This window comes from Streptomyces sp. MCA2 (assembly GCF_023544705.1).
GTDB lineage: Bacteria > Actinomycetota > Actinomycetes > Streptomycetales > Streptomycetaceae > Streptomyces > Streptomyces decoyicus.
In genome coordinates this window covers 1-19,464 of the sequence record NZ_JAMJFM010000067.1, presented here as the reverse complement: position 1 = coordinate 19,464, position 19,464 = coordinate 1, and the positions used below count along the sequence as shown (strand labels likewise).

Sequence of the window (19,464 nt, the reverse complement as noted above, 5' to 3'; positions counted from 1 at the left end):
GGCGCCGAGCCTACACCTGGGTGGCAATCGTGGCCCACACATTCCGCACCCGGTCCACCCGGTCCTCGAACTGGCGCTCCTGGGCCACCATTGCCGGTGAATCCGGGACGCGTTGGTGTACGGCCTCGTCGATCTGCTTCAGCGTTTCCCTGGGGAGTTTCCTGACTCCCAGGGCGTCGCGGGCCTGTTTCATCAGTTCCTGGCGGGCTTTGCTCCGCTCCTGGACGACCTCCGCGTCAGTCCGGTACGACGTACTGTAATAGACCGGGACATCGTGTCCCTTCCCCTGTTCCTTCGCCATTTTGATGAGGTAGTCCGAGCAGTTGTGCTTGCCGAGCGCGCCCTTTTTGTTTCCGCACGGCTCGCGTTCCGTATACAGGGCGGACAGCGTGTATTTGTCGCCGGATACCTTGTTCGCTTCCTTCAGCCAGTTGCCCAGGTTCTCCTCCGAGTGCATCTTTTTCGTATCGCCTTCCTTCGGGTGTGAGGAATCGACGACATACTCGGTCCCATTGGGCCCTTCGATTTCGATGACCGCGAAATTGCGTCCGGTGAGGTCCGGGCCGTGCGAGGTGGCATGGGGCCCCTGCGGATCCACGCCCTTGAGCAGCCCACTGAGATTCCGGTCGACGTTGCGCTGGTGGAGACTGGCGCCCACCGATTCCTTACCGTCGCTCACCGGGTTCGAGTGGACTCCGTACTCCTTGTGGAAGGTGTGGCTGAGGCGGCCGAGCGAGGCGACCACCGCCATCCGCTCACCACGGTTCAGGTCGTGGAAACCTGCGAGATGCTGGGCCAGTTGATCGGAGTTGAGCCGTCGCGGCCCGTCCGGGTCAGGGCCGTGCCCGGCCGCGATCTGCAAGACGCGGGCGAGGCTCCCGTCGTTGGCCCACTGCCGCATCTGCTGGTCCAGGACATCGTGCTGGATCTGGTGCACCGGTGTCTGTTCGTTCGCGCGCAGCCGGTCCTGGGCGTCGTCCGGCGGCAGGCCGTCCTGATGGGTGTCGGGCCGCTCGCCGTGGACCGGGTGCCGCTGATCGTCGCGTTCGATGTCCCTGGCTTCGCCCGGGTGTGTGCGCTTCTCCCCGGCGCCTGCTGGTTCGGCGGCGGGGCGGCGGTCCCCGTCGGTGTCGTGGTTGTTGTTGGTGGGGTTGGTGGGGAGGGGGTGGCGGTTGGGGTCGAGGGGGATGGCGTGGACGCCGTTGGTGCCGTCGTGGAGGGGGGTGTTGCTGCGTTGGCCGGTCTGGGCGTCGAGGTAGGTGATTTTGCCGTGGTGGTTGACGACGTTCCAGGCGTGGGCGCGGCCGTTGTGGTCTTGGGTGACGATGACGGCTTGTGAGCCGTGGCCGGTGTTGCGGAGGTCGTTTTCGAGGCGGTGGAAGGCGTCTTTGCCGTTGCCGTAGTCGTGGAAGCGGGTGCCGAGGGTGTTTTCGATGCGGTCGCGGCCGTTGTTCTCGCCGCGGTCGGAGGGGGTGCCGTCGGGGTGGGTGTCGGGGGTGCGGTGGGCGGCGGCGGTGGGGTTGCCGGAGTAGGTGTCGGCGGCGGCGAGGGCGGCGTCGACGCAGTTGTTGTTGCGGCCGGGGGTGTCGGGGCCGGGGTCGTTGAGGGAGGTGAGCCAGTTGCCGTGGTCGGGGTCGGGGTGGCGTTGGGGCTCGCCGTTCTCGTCCCTGGGGATGGAGTTCTCGACGTGTTGCTGGTGTTCGTCGGTGGGGCCGTCGAGGCCGCCGGGGCGTTCGCGGTTGCGGGTCTCGGAGGCGGGGGCGGGGGCGTGCTGGTCGGACTGCTCCGCTTGCTCCGCGTCCTTGGGGTGACCCGAGGGGTGATCCGAGTGGTCCGAGGGCTCCGACGGGGCGTCCTGGTCGCGCCGTTCGGTGTGTGCGGCCTGGTCGGTGGTCTCGGAATCCGCCCTGGGCGCCGAGGGAGTGCCGTTGCCTTCCGTGTTCTCCATGGGACGGGAGGAGTGGTCGGAGCCATCGGGGCGTGGGGAGGTGCTGGCCGCGTCCGCCGTAGTGCGGCTGTGGGAGGGCGCGGAGTTCGGCTTCGGTGAGCCGCCGGCTGAGGTGTTGGGCGCAGCAGGACGTTGCGGATTGTGCGGTGCCTGCGGGTTGTGCGGTGCCTGCGGGTTGGGCTGTTGTTGCGGAGCAGGTTGGGGCTGCTGGTACGGGTTGGGGTTGTGGTTCTGCTGCTGGGGCTGCTGGGGCTGCTGGGTGTAGGGCCCCGGCTGCGGCTGTGTGTAGGGGTTTTGCTGCTGTGGCTGGGCGTACGGGTTTGGCTGCTGTTGTGGCTGGGTGTACGGACCAGGCTGTTGCTGTGCGTATGGGCCGGGCTGCTGCGATTGCTGCTGGGTGTACGGGTTTTGCTGCTGCTGTGCGTACGGGCCTGGCTGCGGCTGGGCATACGGGCCGGGCTGCTGTTGGTGGGGCTGCTGGTACGGGCCGGGTTGCTGCGACTGCTGTTGGGCGTATGGGTTTGGCTGCGGCTGGGCGTGCGGCTGCTGCTGTTGGTGCGGCTGGGCGTACGGGCCAGGCTGTTGCTGGTATGGGCCGGGCTGCTGCTGGTGAGGCTGCTGGGCGTGCGGCTGCGGCTGGGGCTGTGCGTACGGGCCGGGCTGCTGGTGGTGCGGGGTGGGCTGCGGCTGGGCGTGGGGGCCCGGCTGCTGCTGCGGTTGGGGGGTCTGGTGCTGCGGCTGGGCCTGGTTGTGCTGAGGGGTCTGTGCCTGGGGGTGAGGCTGCTGTTGTTGTGCCTGTGCTTGCGCCTGAGCCTGCTGCTGGTTCTGCTGTGCCTGGGCCTGTTGCTGTTGCTGTTGGTTTTGGGGCTGGGTTTGCGGGGTTTGTTGCTGGGGGGTCTGGTTCTGGGCCGTGGCGGGGTCGAACGGCTTGCGGTTGGCGTCCAGAACTAGATGCCAGACGTTCTTGGCCTGGGTGTTGATGGGCTGTTCGCTGACCTTGCCGGTCTGGCTGTCGACCCAGATGACCTTGCCGTCGTGGTTGACGGCGTTGAAGACGTGCGCGCCGCCGGAGTCGCCGTTGGGCTTGTCCGGCCAGGTGACCAGCACCGCTGCCGCTGCGCCGGGGCCGGCCGCGCGGAGATCGTCGGCTATTCGGGCGTAACCGTCCTGGGAGTTCGGGCCGGAGTTCCGGAACGTGGTGCCCGCATACTGCTCGATGTTGGCAGTGCCGTTCCGTTCGCCGGATGCGCGGTCGATGCCGCCCTGGCCGTCCGGGTCGTAGGTGCGGGGTGCGGACACCTGCGGGTTGCCGAACCAGGACTCCATGAAGGAGCGGGTGCAGTCGGCGCAGTTGTTGGACCGGCCGAGGACGGTGTGGCCGCCGTCGTTCTGGAGCTGGGCCCAGGGCTGGAACGGGTCGTTGAAGGCCCGCGGAGTGCCGTCCGGGTTCCGCGGGAAGCTCGCCTCCAGCGCCTGCTGGTCGTGCGGGAACGGCGAATACAGACCGTTCGGCTGCACATTGAGGCCGATGCGTACACCGGTGTGACTTTGCAGGTTCGGCGGCTGCGGGACAGGTGCCTGCTGTTGCTGCGGCGGGACGGGCTGGGTTTGGTTGGGGTCCTGGTTCTGGGTCTGGTGGTGCGGCGCAGGCTGGTGGTGCGGAGCCGGTTGCTGCTGAACGGGCTGCTGCTGGTGGTGTTGGGGCTGTTGCTGCTGAGGCGCTTGCTGCTGCGGGTTCTGCTGCTGAGGGGGCGTGGTGCTTTGCAGGGTGGGCTGCGTCTGCTGTGGCTGCTGGTTGTTCTGTGGGTGCTGCTGTGCGTATGGCTGTTGTTGTGCGTACGGCTGCTGCTGCGGGTGCGGGAGGTTCGGGTTTGGTGCGCCGGGGGTCTGGGCCCCCGAGCGCGACGGGGGCTGGTTGGTTCCGTCAGCCTGGGGCCGGTCCGAGCGCGTGACGGCAGGCTGCTGGGCGGTGTCCGAACGGGACGAATCGGGACGCGTTGCGTCGGGGCGCGACCCGTCCGGGCTGGTGGCGTTGGCGTGTGTGGTGTCCGGGGCGGCCGTGTCCGGGCGTGCGGAGTCGGGATGCGTCGCGTCGGGGCGGCCGCTGTCGGGACGGCTCCTGTCGGCTCGGTTCGCGTCGGGGCGTGTTGAGTCGCCGCTCGGGTTCGCGGGGGCCTGTGGAGCCTGGCGGGGAGAGTCCGGCCGGGTGTTGTCGGCGTTCTCGGGCCGGGAGTCGTTGTGGGGTGCGGGGCCGTCGAGGCGTGGGTTGTGCGGGGGGCGCTCGGGGCTTGGCTGTTGGGTGTGGTCGTGGACGATCTGGGAGCCGTCGGGGCGGCGGTTGTTGCCGGGGGGTGTGGTGGGGGTGTCGCGGCGGGGGCCGTCCAGCCGGGGGTTGTAAGCGGGGCGGTCCGGTGTGGGCTGCTGGGTGACGTCGCGGATGGCCTGGGAGCCGTCGGGGCGCCGGTTGGTGGGGCGTGCGGCAGGGGCGCCGTTTCCGGTGGGCGGGGTGCCGCCGCGGGGTGTGGCGGTGCCGGGGCCGCCCTGGGGTGGGATGGCGCCCGTCATCATCGGGCCGGCCGCCTGGGGGCTGTTGGGCTGGGCCTGTTGCGGGGTGGGGGTGGAGGGTGCGCTGCCGGTGTCGGGGGCGTGCTGGGTGGGCGGGGGGAGGGTTGCGCTGCCCGCGGACTGGGTGGTGACGGTGGTGTCGTCGGCGTCGTCCACGGTGGGCATGGGATCGCCGGGTGCCGGGTCGCGCTGCTGGATGGGCTGGCCGGACGACGGGGTGTGCTGTACGGGGGCGCCCTGGGGTGGGAGGCCGGCATGCGGCATCGAGGCGCGGCCGCCGCCGGTGGCCGAGTTGTCCCCGTTGGGGGTGCCGTTGCCCGTGCCGTTGCCGTTGCTGTTGCCGGTTCCGTCGGGGGTGCCGTCGGAGCCGTGGGAGTTGTCGCTGTAGGAGGGCGGGTTGCCGGCTACGGGGTCGGGCGTCGGCGAGGGAGCCGGAGACGGCTGGGAGGTGTCGGGGTGTGAAGGCCCGGCCCCCTGGGGCGCGTCCGGGTGCGAAGGCCCGGCCTGCTGGGGGGAGTGGTCCGGTGCGGGCTGGGTGCTGATGGGGTCCGGGGCGGGTGTGGGACGGGCCCCTTCGGGGGTGTTGTCGTGGGCCGGCTGGGTGCTGACCGTGTCCGCGTCCGGTCGCGCGGCGTCGGGGGTGTGGTCCGGCGCCGGTTGGGTGCTGATGCCGTCTGGCCGGACGGCATCCGGCGTGTTGTCGGGCGCGGGCCGGGTGGTGACCGAGTCAGGGTCCGGGCGGGCCGAGTCAGGGGTGTTGTCCGGCGCGGGCTGGGTGGTGACCGAGTCAGGGTCCGGGCGGGCCGAGTCAGGGGTGTTGTCGGGCGCGGGCTGGGTGGTGACCGAGTCAGGGTCCGGGCGGGCCGAGTCAGGGGTGTTGTCCGGCGCGGGCTGGGTGGTGACCGAGTCGGGGTCGGGGCGGGCCGAGTCGGGGGTGTTGTCCGGCGCGGGCTGGGTGCTCGGCGTGTCCGAGTCCGGGCGGGAGGTGTCCGGGGCGGAGCCCGCGTCGGGGGTGTGCCCGGAATCGGGGGTGGGGCCCGCGTCGGGGGTGGGGCCGCCGTCCGGGGAGTGTGCGGAGTCGGGGGTGGGGGATGACCCGTACGGGCTGTCGTTGCCGCCTTGGAAGCCCTCGTCGAAGGGGGAGCGCTGCTCCGGGGGCGGCAGGGGCTGGGCTTCGGGGGTGTTGCGTGCAGGGGCCGAGCCGTTGGAGGGGGTGTCGGAGGAGGACGGGTTGTTGCCGGCACCGCCGCTGTCCGGTCCGCCCGCCGCGCCCGCGTTGTCCGAGGCGCGGGGGCTGTGGGTGGTGGAGCCGCCGCCGTCCGAGCCGCCGCGGTTGCCGCTGTTACTGCCGCTGGAGTCGTTGGAGGTGCCGGCAGAGCCGCCGTCGGAGCCGCTGCCGGACGTGCTCCCTGAGCCGCCGTCGGAGCCGCTGCCCGAGCCACTGCCCGAGCTGGTTCCGGAACCGCCGTCGGAGCCCGACCCATTACCGGATCCCGACCCGGTACCCGAGCCGCCCCCATCGGAGCTGCTGCCGGATCCGCTGCCCGAACCACTGCCGGACCTGCTCCCCGAACCGTCGCCGTTGTCGCCGTCGCCGTCGCCGCCGTCGCCGCCGTCTCCGGAGCCGCCGTCGTCGCTTCCGTGCCCCGCCGCGGAGTCCAGGCCATGGCGGGCGCGGCGTCCGGCGCGGCCGCCGGCGCCGTCGCGGAGGCTTTCGCCGAGGCTCTCGCCGGTGTTCTTCACGGCGTCCTTGCCGGCGGCGTAGCCCTCCTTAGCGGTCCGGCCCAGGTCGTAGCCCTTCTGGGCGCCGAAGTTCTGGTTGACGGTCTGGGCGATGAGGTCGGAGACCATCGCTTCCAGCGCGGAGATCACCGGTTCCTTGGCCGCCTCAACGATCGCCTCGAGCAGCTGCTTGGCGACCTCCTTGAGGATCTTGCGGACCATCTCACGGGTGGCCAGCGTGGCGGCCGCGCCACCGATTTCGGACAGTCCGAGGGTGAACGGGGCCGCCGCCTGCGCGGCGATGATCTCGGCGGCCAGGATCGCCAACTGGACAATGACGGCGATCTTCATGCCGATGACCAGGGCGGCGGCGGCCTCCAGCGTGAAGGCGATGACCTCGGCCGCCTCACGGGCGTCGTTCAGATACCCCGAACCACCCGAGAACTTTTCCCAGGCCTTGCTGAAACCCTCGATGGAGTCGCCGGAGTTCTCACCGAGCACATTGCTCGCATAGGTGTTGCCGCGGGCCTGATGGCCTTCGATCTCCGCCGCGAAATTGCGCCAGACCTGGGCACATGCGATCAGCTTGTCTTCGTCTGCGTGCGGCCAGTTGAAGCCGAGCATGTCGAGGACCCACTCAAGAGGATCCGGCAGCATGACAGACAAGATGGAACTCCCCCGTGAAAAACGCGCATTCAGACGTGTTACGGACGCGGGGCGCGCGGAAAGGCCGACGCGTCACAAATTTCGGAACCGGCAGGTGAACTCAGTGCTGCGCGGGTCTCCACGAGGTGCGGACGACGGCGTCGTCCTCGGCCGTCGGGTCCCGCCACGCCTGCTTGTTCTCGACGTGCTGCTTGATCAGCGAGTCGTTGAAGTCCTCGTTCTCCGCATGATTCTTGGACATCGAGGTCAGTGCCTTGCCGATTTCCTGAAGCTTCGAGGAGAGATGGCCCATCGACTCGTACATACCGTCCCGCACGCCCTCATAGGCGACACCGAACTTCTCGCCGATCTCGTCATCGCCCCAGGGCGGAGCGCCGTCCTTGCTGTCGAACGTCGTCAGACCGCTCATGAACTGCTGGCCGAACGACTTGTCCGGCGGCGCCTTTTCCTGACCATTGCTGGGCGGACCCGCCCCCTGCGCATGCAGGCCGTCCATCAGCCGTGCCACCGACGAATAGAAGTCCTCGCCGAGCTTGACGAAGTTGGTGCCCTCCGCCTTGAGGCCCTCCACATCGGTCTGGAACCCACCAGCGCCTGCCACAACGTCCCCCGTGTTGGTAACGGTCACCCAATGCCATATTCAAGCCAAAGCTTAGCTTCCGGTGTTGACAGCCCACCAGGTCTATCAGCGGGACGTCGGCGCTCCCTGTGGCGGGAGACTTTCAGGGCCCGGATGCCTCAGGAGGTCCTCCGGTTGCGGGCGCTGTGATAGAGCTCCACGGCCGACTCCGGGGGGAAGTTGGGCAGGAAGGACACCTCGCCGTCGATCTTGGAGATGACGACATTGGTTCCCCCGGGCTCCGAGGGGCGGGCGGTGGGGTCTTCGGGGGCCGGCCAGCCCGCGTGGATCAGGTAGCCGATGTCGAATTCGTGGACGTACAGCTCGGACGGCCCGCCGGGTGAGCCGACCTCGGGGAAGTGCTGTCGGCCGATCACCAGCGCCTCGGCCTCGTTCGTCGGCAGGGGGTCCGGTCCGAGCTGTGGGCGGTACGGGGGTGGCGTAGGAGGCAGACCGGGAGTGCCGGCCGGCCGGTCGGAATCGGTCATGACGCTGTCTCCTTGATGCTGGTCCTGTGGATGGTGGTCAACCTAACTCACGCCGTGATGGCCGGATTGGTTCACCTCCGGGGCGGGGATGCGACCACCCGCAGCCCCCGAGCCCAGCCCCTGAGCCCAGCCCCCGAGCCCAGCCCCCGAGCCCAGCCCGTCAGCCCCTGTGCCCATATGTAATGCCGCCGCGCCCCTCCGCCGGTGCTCATCCGAACAGCACCCGTGCCAGCCAGAACTCCAGCAGTTCCGCGTCGCCGGTGATCTCGAAGGTGTCGTTGTCGGCGGGGACGCGGCCGTAGATGAGGAGCAAGAGGTCGGTCAGGGGGGCGCGGACGGAGACCGCGGCCGGTTCCTGGGCGCGGCGCCAGGCGAGGGTGTCGCCGGTGAGGTCCACGATCCAGTCGGCGGCCGCTTCCGGTGGGGTGTCCGTGGCATGGAAGTGGAGGGTGCGGCCGGGGCCGAGCAGCTCGCGTCGGTCGGGGTGGTAGTCGAACATCTCGGGGAGGGAGCCGAGTTCCATCCATTCGTCGAGGGTGTCGAGGGCGACCCGCCGGTCGATGGTGAAGGCCCTGCCGAGGGTCAGGGTCGCGTCGGCCCGGTGCATGACGGTCTCGTGGGCCATGCGGCGGGCGAAGAAGCGCGGGGAGCCGGAGGGGAGCGGGGTCCAGATCTCGGCGTCGGGGCCCGAGGAGCGCAGCGTGTCCGCCAGGAGACGGGCGCCTTCGGTGAGCCAGGCGGCGACTTCGGCCGGGCTCTGGGCGGTATCGCGGGGGAGGACGCGGAGGGCGGTGTCGGGCGGGGGCTCGGTGGCCCGGGTGCGTACGAGGTCCTCGACCCAGCGGTGGGTCTCGCCCAGATGCCGGAGCAGCTGGGCGAGATTCCAGTCGGGGCAGGAGGGGACGGTGGTCGTCAGGTCGGTGGCCTGCTCCGTGAGGCAGGACGCCAGCAGGTCGGCCTGGTGGATGATTTCGGCGCAGTGACCGTCGTAGTCCATGGCGGAGTTCGCGTCGTGATCCGTGCCGGTGTTTGTGTCGCGGTCCCTGTCCGAGTTCATGTCGCGATCTGTGCCGGAGTTGGTGTCGCGATCCACGCCGGAATTCGTGTCGTGATCCTTGCCGGAGTTCATGGCCTCACGGTAGAGCGCACCACTGACAAGGAAGCGTCACCACATGCGGGCGTCGGTCTCCAGCCGGAACCGCAGCCGGCAGATGACCGCGTCGGTGTCCCGGCGGACCGCGTGGGCGACGACCGCGCCGCGCTGGTTCTGGAGCAGACGCTGCCAGAGGCGGGCGGGTTCGGCCTCCGGGATCAGGACGGTGATGCGGGTGCCGGGGCGGCGGGTCGTGAGGCCGGTGACATACGCGGCGACGGGGCGGCCGATGGAGCGGGTGGCGGAGGGCAGTTCGAGGAGTTCCACGCCGGGGTTCCACAACTCCCAGTCGCGGCGCAGGGCCTCGGCGGCCGGGCGGTCCTCGGGGGCACCGTGGGTGACGGTGACGGCCACCACCTCGTCGCCCAGGGAGACCGCCGCGTTCAGGGCCTCGTAGGTCAGGAGGGAGAGGTGCGATACGGGGACGATGACCAGGGAACGGGTGCGGTGCGGAGGTTCGGGGACGCGGCCCAGGCCGAGGCGCTCGCCGATACGGGTGTAGGCGCGGTGCACGGCTTCGAAGAGGAGGACCAGCAGCGGCAGGGCGAGCACGATGAGCCAGGCGCCCTCGGTGAATTTGGTGGCGGTGACGACGACCGCCGAGACGCCGGTGAGCAGCGCCCCGCAGCCGTTCAGCAGAGCCTTGCCGCGCCACCCGGGGGACCGGTCGAGGCGCCAGTGCCGGACCATGCCGATCTGGCAGAGGGTGAAGCCGACGAAGACACCGATGGCGAACAGCGGGACGAGGGTGTTGACGTCGCCGCCGGAGAAGACCAGGAGGACTGCGGCGACGGCGGCGAGGGCCAGCACGCCGTGGCGGTGGACCTGGCGGTCCGCCTTGAGGCCGAAGACGTGTGGCAGGTAGTTGTCGCGGGCGAGCAGGCCCATCAAGACGGGCAGGCCGCCGAAGGAGGTGTTGGCGGCGAGGGCCAGCAGCACCATGGTGGCGAACTGGACGACGTAGAAGGCCGCGTGGTGGCCGAGGGAGGCGTCCGCGAGCTGGGCGAGGACGGTGACGCCCTCGACCGGCTGGAGGTGGAAGCGGCCGATCAGTACGGACAGGCCGATCAGCATCACGCCGAGCAGGGCGCCGAGCGCGACCTCGGTGCGCTGGGCGCGCCTGACCGCCGGCGCCCGGAAGGACGGCACCGCGTTGGCGACCGCCTCGACACCCGTCAGCGCCGAGCAGCCGGACGCGAACGCCTTGAGCAGGAGCAGGGCGCCGACCGTGGTGGCGTGCGGGGCCAGCACGGAGGTGTGCCCGTCGGCGGTGACGGTGGAGACGGGTGCGTCACGGAGGAGGCCGGCGACGATCATCGTCAGGACGGCGCCGATGAAGACGGCGGTGGGGAGGAGGAAGGCCTTGGCCGAGTCGACGATGCCGCGCAGGTTGATACCGGTGATGAGCAGCAGCACCGCCAGGCAGATCCCCGTCCGGTCGTCGTAGAGCGCCGGGAACGCCGAGGTCAGGGCCGCTACGCCGGCCGTCACGGAGACCGCGACATTGAGCACGTAGTCGAGGAGGAGGGAGGCGGCGGCGACCAGGGACGTGCGGCGGCCCAGGTGGGTCCTGGCCACCGCGTACGAGCCGCCGCCGTCGGGGTAGGCGGCGATCACCTGGCGGTACGAGGCGACCAGGACGGCCAGCAGCGCGGCGATGGCGAGCGTGACGGGGAGGGTGAAGCCGAGGCCGTAGCCGCCTGCCGCTGCCAGGACCAGCACGATCGACTCGGGGCCGTAGGCGACGGACGCCATGGCGTCTAGCGAGAGGGCGGCCAGGCCCTGGAGGGCGGTGAGGCGGTGGCGGGCGTCGGATGCGGCAGCGGGTGTGGATGCGGCAGCGGATGCGGATGCGGAAGTGGAAGCAGATGTGGATGCGGTGGCCCCGGCGGAGTCGTGGGCGGTGCCGGGGGCGGTGGTGTCTCCCGAGCCGTGGGCCGGATCCTGCCCCGACCCGTGGCCCGGCCGCCCGTGGCCCGAGCCGTGGTGCGGCCCCTGCCTCGACCCGTGGCCCGCCCCATGGCCTGACCCGCCAGCGGTATCCGGCGGTTCCTCGGGCCGGTCGTCGGGCAGGTCCTCGGTCCGGCCGTCGGTCCGGCCATCGATCCGGCCGTCGGGCCGGGAAACCCTCGACATCTGTCGTCGTACCTCCGTGCGACACCGTGCTGGACCAGCTCAGCGTGCGGGCACGACGGCCGCCGTCAGCGGGCCTTGGCGGCCCCTTGGCGGGCGGCGGTGGATTCTTCACGGGTTTTTGACGCAGGGAGCGGCCAACTCCCCTTCCCGATGCAGGTCAGAGCGCCGATGCCGGCCGTGAGAAGTCGTAGCGGATGCCGGTGAGCTCTTCCGAGGCCGCCCACAGGCGCTCGCCGTTGGCGTCCTTCTTGGTCCAGGGGGCGCGGAAGGACTGGACGGGGGCGCCGCGCAGGCCGTTGCGCGGGCCGATGAACGAGTCCGGCCGCATGTGCGGGGCGGTGGCCGCGCAGAGGGTGCCCAGGGCGCCGCCGTCCGGGGACTGGGCGATGAGGCGGGTGCCGAGGTCGATGATCCGCTCGGTGGAGGTGCGGCCCTCCATCCGGACGCCCGCGGTCATCAGATTGGTGGAGGCGTATCCGGGGTGTGCGGCGGCCGCGACGACCTGTGAGCCGGCCGCGGCCAGCCGCCGGGTCAGCTCGTGGACGAAGAGCAGATTGGCGCTCTTGGAGCGGCTGTACGCGACCCAGCGGCGGTAGGACCGCGCGCTGTTGAGATCGGTGTGATCGAGGTCGGCGAGGGCGTGCAGCATGCTGGAGACGGTGACGACCCGGGCGCCGGGCGTGGCGAGGAGCTTGGGCAGCAGCAGCCCGGTCAGCGCGAAGTGGCCGAGGTGGTTGGTGCCGAACTGCATCTCGAAGCCGTCGGCGGTGGTGCGGTACGGCAGCGCCATCACGCCCGCGTTGTTGATGAGCAGGTCGAGGCGGTCGCCGTCGAAATCGTCGAGGGTGGCGGCGAAGTCCCGTACGGAGGACAGATCGGCCAGGTCGAGCCGCCGGAACTCGGCCTCCGCCGTGGGGACTTCGGACCGCAGCCGGTCCAGGGCGGCGCGGCCCCGTGCCTCATCGCGGCAGGCCAGCAGCACGCGGGCGCCATGGCGGGCCAGTTCGCGTGCGGTGGCGTAGCCGAGACCGCTGTTGGCGCCTGTGACGACTGCCGAGCGGCCGGTCTGGTCGGGGATGTGGCTGGTGTTCCACCGGGTCACGCCTGTGCTCCTCCGTAGGGGGCGACCAGAGTACGTGGATGGGGCAGCCGGGGCCGGAGGGCCGGAGGGCCGCTGAGGCCGGAGAGCCGGAGAGGACGGTACGGGCGGTGGGCGGGCGGCCGGAGCGGCTCGCCCGGTGAGCGTCCCTCGGACGCGGGGTCACTCGCCCTCGGCGAGGCGCTTGATCGCCGAGAGGCGGGTGTCCCACGCGGCGGCCACCCGGTCCATCCACCGGGCGGTGCCCCCGAGCCGCTCCGGTATGACCCGGTAGCGCGCCTCCCGGCCCTCCCGGTGGCCGGCGACCAGCCCGGCACGGTCGAGGACCCCCAGGTGTTTGACGATGGCCTGGCGGCTGACCGGAAGTTCGGCCGCCAGGACCGTGGCGGTCGCCTCGCCGTGTGCGGCGAGGGCGTCGAGTATCCGGCGACGGGTCGGGTCGGCCAGCGCGGAGAACACCTCCGCCACGGCGTCCGCGTCCGAGCCCGGACCGGCGTCCGAGCGTGCACCGGCGTCCGCGCCCGAGCCCGGACCGGCATTCGCGTCCGCGCCCGAGCCCGGACCGGCATTCGCGCCCGCGCCCGAGCCCGGACCAGCGTTCCCGTACGTGTCCCCGTCCCCGCCCTCGCGCGGGCGGCCCGTGCCCCCGCCCGCATCCGCTCCTCCGACCATCATCGTCATGCCGCGAGCTGCTCCGCGTACCGCCGGATGTTCTCCACCTGGCCGGACCAGCCTTCGGAGTGGCTCTCGTACCCGGCGGTCTTCCTCCGCTCCTCGGGGATGACGAGACCGGTGAATCCGCTCTCCACGACGCGCAGACGGGTGCCGTCGCCCTCCGGGGTGAGGGTGAATTCGACGAGGGTGGAGTTGCCCTCGACCGCCACGTCGCCGGGGTACGCGCTGGCCCAGCGGTACGAGAAGTGGTGCGGCGGGTCCACCTTCACGATCTTGGTCGGGAACTGGCCGTACTCGCCGTGGTCGAGCTCCATGATGCCGCCCGGCCGCAGGTCGACCGGCGTCGGCTCGCCCTGGCCGAACCACGAGCCGACGTGCTCCGGCTCGGTGAGCACGGCCCAGACCCGCTCCACGGGCGCGGCGATGCTGATCTCCCGTTCGATGCGGTCCTCGGTGTCGCCCGCACCCTTGCCGCTGCCGCTGCCGCTGCCGTTGCCCTGATTGCTCTTGCTGTCAGTGCTCATGAGGTGATCCTCCTGCCGATCCTGATCCGGCTGATGCCCATGCCTTACGTGCTACCTCATGGTTGCACGTAAGGAGGGCAGGTGCAACCAATGGGTTGCACCTCAAGCTCAGGCGCGGCAGTCGGCAGCAGCCGCCAAGCGACGGATCAGCAGCCGCCCAGCCGCCGCCCGGCGGCCCCCCCAGCGACGGATCAGCAGCCCCGCCCCCCGCCCGTAGTCCGCACGCCATAGGTCGTCACCGAGACCGACGGATCGTCCAGGCAGTCCCCCGACGACAGGTCGAAACGCTGCTTGAGCAGCGGTGATGCCACGAACGTACGGCCGTCGGCCGAGCCGGTCAGGCCCCGGGAGAGGACCTGGGCGCCGGTGAACGGGTCGCGGTTGGCGATGGCGTACGCCTGGCCGGCGCGGTCGACGAAAAGGGCGGCCTGGGTGCCGTCCGGGAGGAGGGCGGCGACCCCGCGCCCCGGGGTGAGGTCGTCCAGTGTGCAGACGGCGACCCAGCCCTGCTGGGGGCAGCGGATCTCGACCGTGGCGGCCGTGGCGACGTCCTCGGGGAGGGCGAGCGGTGCGGTGGCAGTGGTCATCGGACAGAGGTCCCTTCGAGTGTGCGAACGGGCAGTGTCGGCCCGGCCAGCAGTGTGAGATCCGGCTTGACCTGGTCGCGCTCCGGTACGAAGCGCACGGACGGGTCCGGCGCGTCGGGCGCGTTGACGAACGAGACGAAGCGGGCCAGCCGTTCGGGATCGGCGAGGGTCTCGGCCCACTCGTCGCGGTAGTGGGTGACATGGGCGGCCATCAGGGCCTCCAGCTCGTCGCACAGCCCCAGGGAGTCATGGACGACGACGTCCCGCACGTGGTCGAGGCCGCCCTCGATCCGCTCCAGCCAGGCGGAGGTGCGCTCCAGCCGGTCGGCGGTGCGGATGTAGAACATCAGGAAGCGGTCGATCAGGCGGATCAGCTCGGCGTCGCTCAAGTCCTGGGCGAGCAGGTCGGCGTGGCGCGGATCGGCGCCGCCGTTTCCGCCCACGTACAGGTTCCAGCCGTTGGAGGTGGCGATGATGCCGAAGTCCTTGCCGCGGGCCTCGGCGCACTCCCGCGCGCACCCGGAGACCGCGGACTTCAGCTTGTGCGGGGAGCGCAGGCCCCGGTAGCGCAGCTCCAGTTCGATGGCCATACGGACCGAGTCCTGGACGCCATAGCGACACCAGGTCTGGCCGACGCACGACTTCACGGTGCGCAGCGCCTTGCCGTACGCATGGCCGGACTCGAAGCCGGCCGCCACCAACCTGCCCCACACTTCCGGCAGTTGGTCGACCCGGGCGCCGAAGAGATCGATCCGCTGGCCGCCGGTGATCTTGGTGTAGAGGCCGAAGTCGCGGGCCACCTCGCCGATCACGATCAGCTTCTCCGGGGTGATCTCCCCGCCGGGGATGCGCGGCACGATCGAGTACGAGCCGTTGCGCTGGAGGTTGGCGAGGAAGTGGTCGTTGGTGTCCTGGAGGGCGGCCTGCTCACCGTCCAGGACATAGCCGCCGGCGCCGACGGAGGGCGCGAGGGAGGCGATGATCGAGCCGACCGTGGGCTTGCAGACCTCGCAGCCGTCGCCGTTGCGGGCCTCCGGGCGGCCGTGCGAGTCCAGCAGCGCGGCGAAGGTCGTCAGCCGCAGCGTACGGACAATCTCGTAGAGCTCGGCGCGGGTGTGCGGGAAGCAGCCGCACAGACCGGTGTCGACGACGGCGCCGGACGCCGCCAGCTCGTCGTTCATCACGGCGGTCAGCGATTTGACGCAACTTCCGCAGCCGGTCCCGGCCTTGGTGCACTTCTTGATCTCGGGGAGGGTGCCGCAGGAGTGCTCGGTGACCGCGGCCCGGACCGTCCCCTTGGTCACGTTGTGGCAGTTGCACAGCACCGCGCTGTCCGGCAGCGCGGACGGGCCGAGCGCGCCGCCGCCCTCGCCCGTGACCCCGGCGGGCAGCACCAGCTGCTCGGGCGCCAGCGGGGGAACGGTGCCGGTCAGTGGGCGCAGCATGCCGTACGCCTCGGCGTCGCCGACCAGCACGCCGCCCAGCAGCTCGCCCGAGGCGCCGATCACCAGCTTCTTGTAGACGCCGCTGCGGGAGTCGGAGTAGACCACGTCCAGAGCGCCGTCGGCGGTGCCGTGTGCGTCCCCGAAGGAGGCGACGTCCACGCCGAGCAGCTTCAGCTTGGTGGACAGGTCGGCGCCGGTGAAGCCGGTGGGCGCTCCGGTGTCGCCGCCGAGCTGCCCGTCGAGGGTGCCGGCCGCCACCCGGGCCATGTCGTAGCCCGGCGCGACCAGCCCGTAGACCCGGCCGTCCGCGGCCAGCGCGCACTCGCCGATCGCGTACACGGCCGGGTCATCGGTGCGGCACTGCTCGTCGACGACGATGCCGCCCCGCTCGCCGACCGGCAGCCCGCAGTCCCGGGCGAGCTGGTCACGCGGGCGGACACCGGCGGAGAAGACGACCAGGTCGGTCTCGATACGGGAGTCGTCGGACAGGCCCATGGCGGTCACCGCACCGGCCCCGTCCGCGACGATCTCCTTGCCGCCGACGCCCGTGTGCACCTCCAGGCCCATCCCCTCGACGGTACGGCGCAGCGCTTGGCCGCCGCCCTCGTCGACCTGGAGGGCCATCAGCCGCGGGCTGAACTCCACGATGTGGGTGCGCAGTCCGAGCCCCTTGAGCGCACCGGCCGCCTCCAGACCGAGCAGTCCGCCGCCGACCACCACACCGGTGCGGGCGTTCTTCGCGTACTCCTCGATGGCGAGCAGGTCCTCGATGGTGCGGTAGACGAAGCAGCCCGCGCTGTCCTTGCCGGGCACCGGCGGCACGAACGGGTACGAGCCGGTGGCCAGCACCAGGGCGTCGTAGCGGACGGTCAGGCCGGAGCGGGCGGTGACCGTGCGGGTGGTGCGGTCGACGGCCGTGGCCGGGTCGCCGAGGTGCAGTTCGATGCCGTGCCGGGCCATGAAGTCCGGATCGACGAGACTCAGGTCGTCCGGGGTGCGGCCGGCGAAGTACGACGTCAGCTGGACGCGGTCGTAGGCCGGGCGGGGCTCCTCGCACAGCACCACAACCCGCGCCCGCCCGGTGACACCGCGGTCGGCCAGCTCCTCCAGGAAGCGCTGGCCGACCATGCCGTGGCCGATGAGGACGAGGGTGGGGGTGCCGGGGGCGGCGTCCGGCGTGGCATCGGGGTGCGGCGGCATCGAGGTCATGCCCGTCAGCCTGCGGTCCGGCTGTTACCCGCCCGCATCTGCTCTGTTTCCCGTGCGGAACGCTGCCCTCAGTGGCGGGTGGGCCGCCGTGTGAGGGGGGCCGCCGTGTGAGGGCCCCGCCTCGGCGGCCCGGCCCGCCCCGGCAGACCAGCCGGTCAGCCGTTCAGCTGCGCCGGGCACAGCCGCCGCGGCTGCTGGTCGCCGGACAGCTTGGCGTCGACACAGCCGCCCGGCAGCCCGCCCTGCGCCTTGCTGCCGAAGTTGGCGGTCACGGTCAGCTTGCCGCTGCCGAAGACCGTGCGCTGGACCGTACGGTCGCCGGTCAGCCACCGGAACGAGGTCATCTTCTCGGTACCCGCGGCACGGTGCAGCGGCGAGAAGTACTTCTGGAGCGCGGCCAGCTCGGGCCCGTTCCTGTCGATCGTCGGCCCGTCGAGAACATAGTTCAGCGGAGTGTTGTAGAGCATCGCGAGCAGCGCCCGGGTGGTCTTCTGCGCCGGCAGCTTCTCGTACGACAGCTCCCAGCGCTCGGTGTTGACCAGCGAGCTGTGCAGGGCGGTCTCGTAGAGCGGGACGCGGTACTTCGGGTCGTACATGGCGGTGGCCAGATCGGCGGGCAGCTGCACCGGCTTGAAGAAGACCCCCGGGGCCTTCTCCGGGAAGTAGGTGCCCCACGTCTTCCTGTCGCGCTCCAGCCGCCACAGGCCGTTGGCCACCGGGGTGCCCGAGCCGTGGTCGAAGGCCAGCACCTTGTTGGCCCAGGCCTGGGAGGACTCCGAGCCGAGGACGAGGTTCTTAGCCAGCCGCTGCATCCGGGCGAGCCGCATCGCGCGGTCGCCCGCCTTGGTCATCTGATGGCCCTTGCCGTGGTCGCGGAACAGCTCGCCGGTGGCATCCACATCGAGGAAGTAGCTGTCCGCGCCGTTGGCGACCATCGTGCGGGTGCGGTCGGCGAGGTAGTGCTTGGTGGGCTCGGCCTTCTCGAAGGCGCGCGAGCTGAGATAGCAGCCGCGGTTGCCGAAGCCCGTCTCCGGGGTGCCGTCGGCCTTGCGGACACAGAAGTCGGGATAGACCCGGCCCGGCCAGACGGAGGTGGGGCTGTCGGCGCTCTTGGGTTCCTGGCCATTGGCGAAGGTGTCGTACGGCCCGACGAGATAGCCCGCCTTCTTGGCGGCCCGCACCGCCTGTGCGTTCATCGGGTCGGGGCCGGAGTCGTAACCGAGCCACATCCGGTCCACGCCCAGCTGCTTCAGCTTGTCGACCCCGGAGGCGGTACGGGCATCGCCCCACACATAGGCGTGGAAGGCGCCGAGCAGCTTGCCGTTGGCCGGGTGCTTCCGGATCTTCTTGCGCAGACTGCCGAGCCGGCCGTGCTGGGCGAGGTAGGAGCGGTAGTCGGCGGCGGGGGCCACCGGGTTCCCGTCGGTGAGGGAGAAGGAGACGTCGTAGTCGCGGGTTCCCTCCCCGGCGTCGAAGGCATGCGCGGCCGTGGCCCGCAGCCGGCCTCCGGTGGAGGCGAAGCGCAGCGAGGTGCCGATGTCGGTGGGGGTGAGATAGCTGACGCCTGCCCCGCCGCCGGAGCCGCCCGTACCGCGGCCCATGGAGTAGCCCCACAGGGGAAGGGCCAGCTCCCCGCCCACATCCACACTGCCGCCCGCCAGACCGCCCTTCTCGGAGGCGCGGTTCCAGAACCCGTCCCGTACGGGGATGTCCAGGCCCTCACCGCGCGGCAGTTGCAGAGCGGAGGCGGCCCGGTCGGTACCGGTCACCGGCCAGTTGACCGACCCGTCGCGGTCCGCCCGCATCGTGATCCGCAGCCGCCCGCGCTCCGAACTCGCCGTGACCTCCAGCCCCTTGGCGGGGTAGCTCCAGCTCGCCCCGTCGGCCGTACGGGTCACCGGCCCCGGCGCCCCCAGCCCGCCGTCGGCCGCCGCGGACAGCACCATCTGCCGCCCGTCGTCGGTGTGTGCGCTCACGGCCAGCGAGGCGGTGTCGACGACGACCGTGCCTCCGGCCACGGGCAGTTCGAGCCGACTGCCCTCCAGCGTTCCGGCGTCGGCACTGTCACATCCGGCCACCCCGAAAGTTGTCGCGGTCAGCGCGAGTGAGGCGGCGAGCACACGGGTGGCGGTCCGGCCACGGCCGGTGTCCCGAGGGGACTTGGAAACGTCGGATGTCATGAGGACTGGATAGTCCCGGCTTTTAAGAGGGTTCTAAGAAGTCGCCTCATGCGGCGAGTCGGCGGGAGGAGATGCGGAGCCCCGCGCCGGGCCGCAGAGGCGGTATACGCAGCAGGCTCCGGGGACTTGGTCCGGCTGCGGTCATATCGCCGTCATTGGTTTGCGGCTCGTGCTCAGACCAAGGTGGAGATGCAGAACGGGTGGCCTGCGGGATCCAGCAGGACCCGCCACCGGTCGGGGTCCGGCTGGAATTCGGGCTTGACGGCCCCCAGGGCGAGCAGCCGGGCTTGGGCGGCATCCAAGTCATCGACGCCCAGTTCGATATGGGCCTGCTTTTCCTGGGAAGGGTCCGGCCAGGTGGGACGGCGGTAGTCGGACAGCCGGTTGAATCCCAGTCCCGCCGCGCCCTCCTGGCCGAGCAGGACAAAGTGGTCAGTGGAGAAGACGG

The 19,464-nt window shown here is 71.1% G+C and carries 12 protein-coding genes; all 12 read right to left on the bottom strand.

Features of this window, described 5'->3' with window-relative positions; all coding sequences use genetic code 11:
- Positions 1–10 precede the first annotated feature (10 nt).
- The gene (locus M8I34_RS36415) at positions 11–6,892 is read right to left on the bottom strand and encodes a toxin glutamine deamidase domain-containing protein (RefSeq protein WP_250057159.1); all 6,882 of its coding nucleotides are present in this window, start codon (positions 6,890–6,892) and stop codon (positions 11–13) included.
- 109 nt (positions 6,893–7,001) lie between these two features.
- Complete coding sequence (locus tag M8I34_RS36410) at positions 7,002–7,502, bottom strand: hypothetical protein (RefSeq protein WP_250057119.1); 501 nt, start codon at positions 7,500–7,502, stop codon at positions 7,002–7,004.
- A 137-nt stretch (positions 7,503–7,639) separates the two neighbouring features.
- A complete protein-coding gene (locus M8I34_RS36405; protein WP_250057117.1) occupies positions 7,640–8,008 on the bottom strand; it encodes a hypothetical protein in 369 nt (122 codons plus the stop codon).
- Positions 8,009–8,216: 208 nt separating this feature from the next.
- Positions 8,217–9,137: a maleylpyruvate isomerase family mycothiol-dependent enzyme gene (locus M8I34_RS36400; RefSeq protein ID WP_308372762.1), complete on the bottom strand. Its 921-nt coding sequence runs from the start codon at positions 9,135–9,137 to the stop codon at positions 8,217–8,219.
- A gap of 36 nt (positions 9,138–9,173) precedes the next feature.
- On the bottom strand, positions 9,174–10,916 hold the full coding sequence (locus M8I34_RS36395) for an APC family permease (RefSeq protein ID WP_250057115.1): 1,743 nt from the start codon (positions 10,914–10,916) through the stop codon (positions 9,174–9,176).
- A 538-nt stretch (positions 10,917–11,454) separates the two neighbouring features.
- Entirely contained in the window at positions 11,455–12,399 is a 945-nt protein-coding gene (locus M8I34_RS36390) for an oxidoreductase (RefSeq protein WP_250057113.1), read from the bottom strand.
- 159 nt (positions 12,400–12,558) lie between these two features.
- A complete protein-coding gene (locus M8I34_RS36385; protein WP_250057155.1) occupies positions 12,559–12,864 on the bottom strand; it encodes a metalloregulator ArsR/SmtB family transcription factor in 306 nt (101 codons plus the stop codon).
- A 209-nt stretch (positions 12,865–13,073) separates the two neighbouring features.
- Complete coding sequence (locus M8I34_RS36380; protein WP_250057111.1) at positions 13,074–13,595, bottom strand: SRPBCC family protein; 522 nt, start codon at positions 13,593–13,595, stop codon at positions 13,074–13,076.
- Positions 13,596–13,786: 191 nt separating this feature from the next.
- Complete coding sequence (nirD, locus tag M8I34_RS36375; protein WP_250057109.1) at positions 13,787–14,182, bottom strand: nitrite reductase small subunit NirD; 396 nt, start codon at positions 14,180–14,182, stop codon at positions 13,787–13,789.
- Positions 14,179–16,836, bottom strand: coding sequence for a nitrite reductase large subunit NirB (nirB, locus tag M8I34_RS36370; RefSeq protein WP_250057107.1), 2,658 nt, complete (start codon positions 16,834–16,836; stop codon positions 14,179–14,181). Before nirB ends, nirD begins: the two co-directional genes overlap by 4 nt.
- 155 nt (positions 16,837–16,991) lie before the next feature.
- Positions 16,992–19,016: a glycoside hydrolase gene (locus M8I34_RS36365; RefSeq protein ID WP_250057105.1), complete on the bottom strand. Its 2,025-nt coding sequence runs from the start codon at positions 19,014–19,016 to the stop codon at positions 16,992–16,994.
- 173 nt (positions 19,017–19,189) lie between these two features.
- A partial coding sequence (locus tag M8I34_RS36360; protein ID WP_250056493.1) for a VOC family protein occupies positions 19,190–19,464 on the bottom strand: 275 nt, incomplete at its 5' end.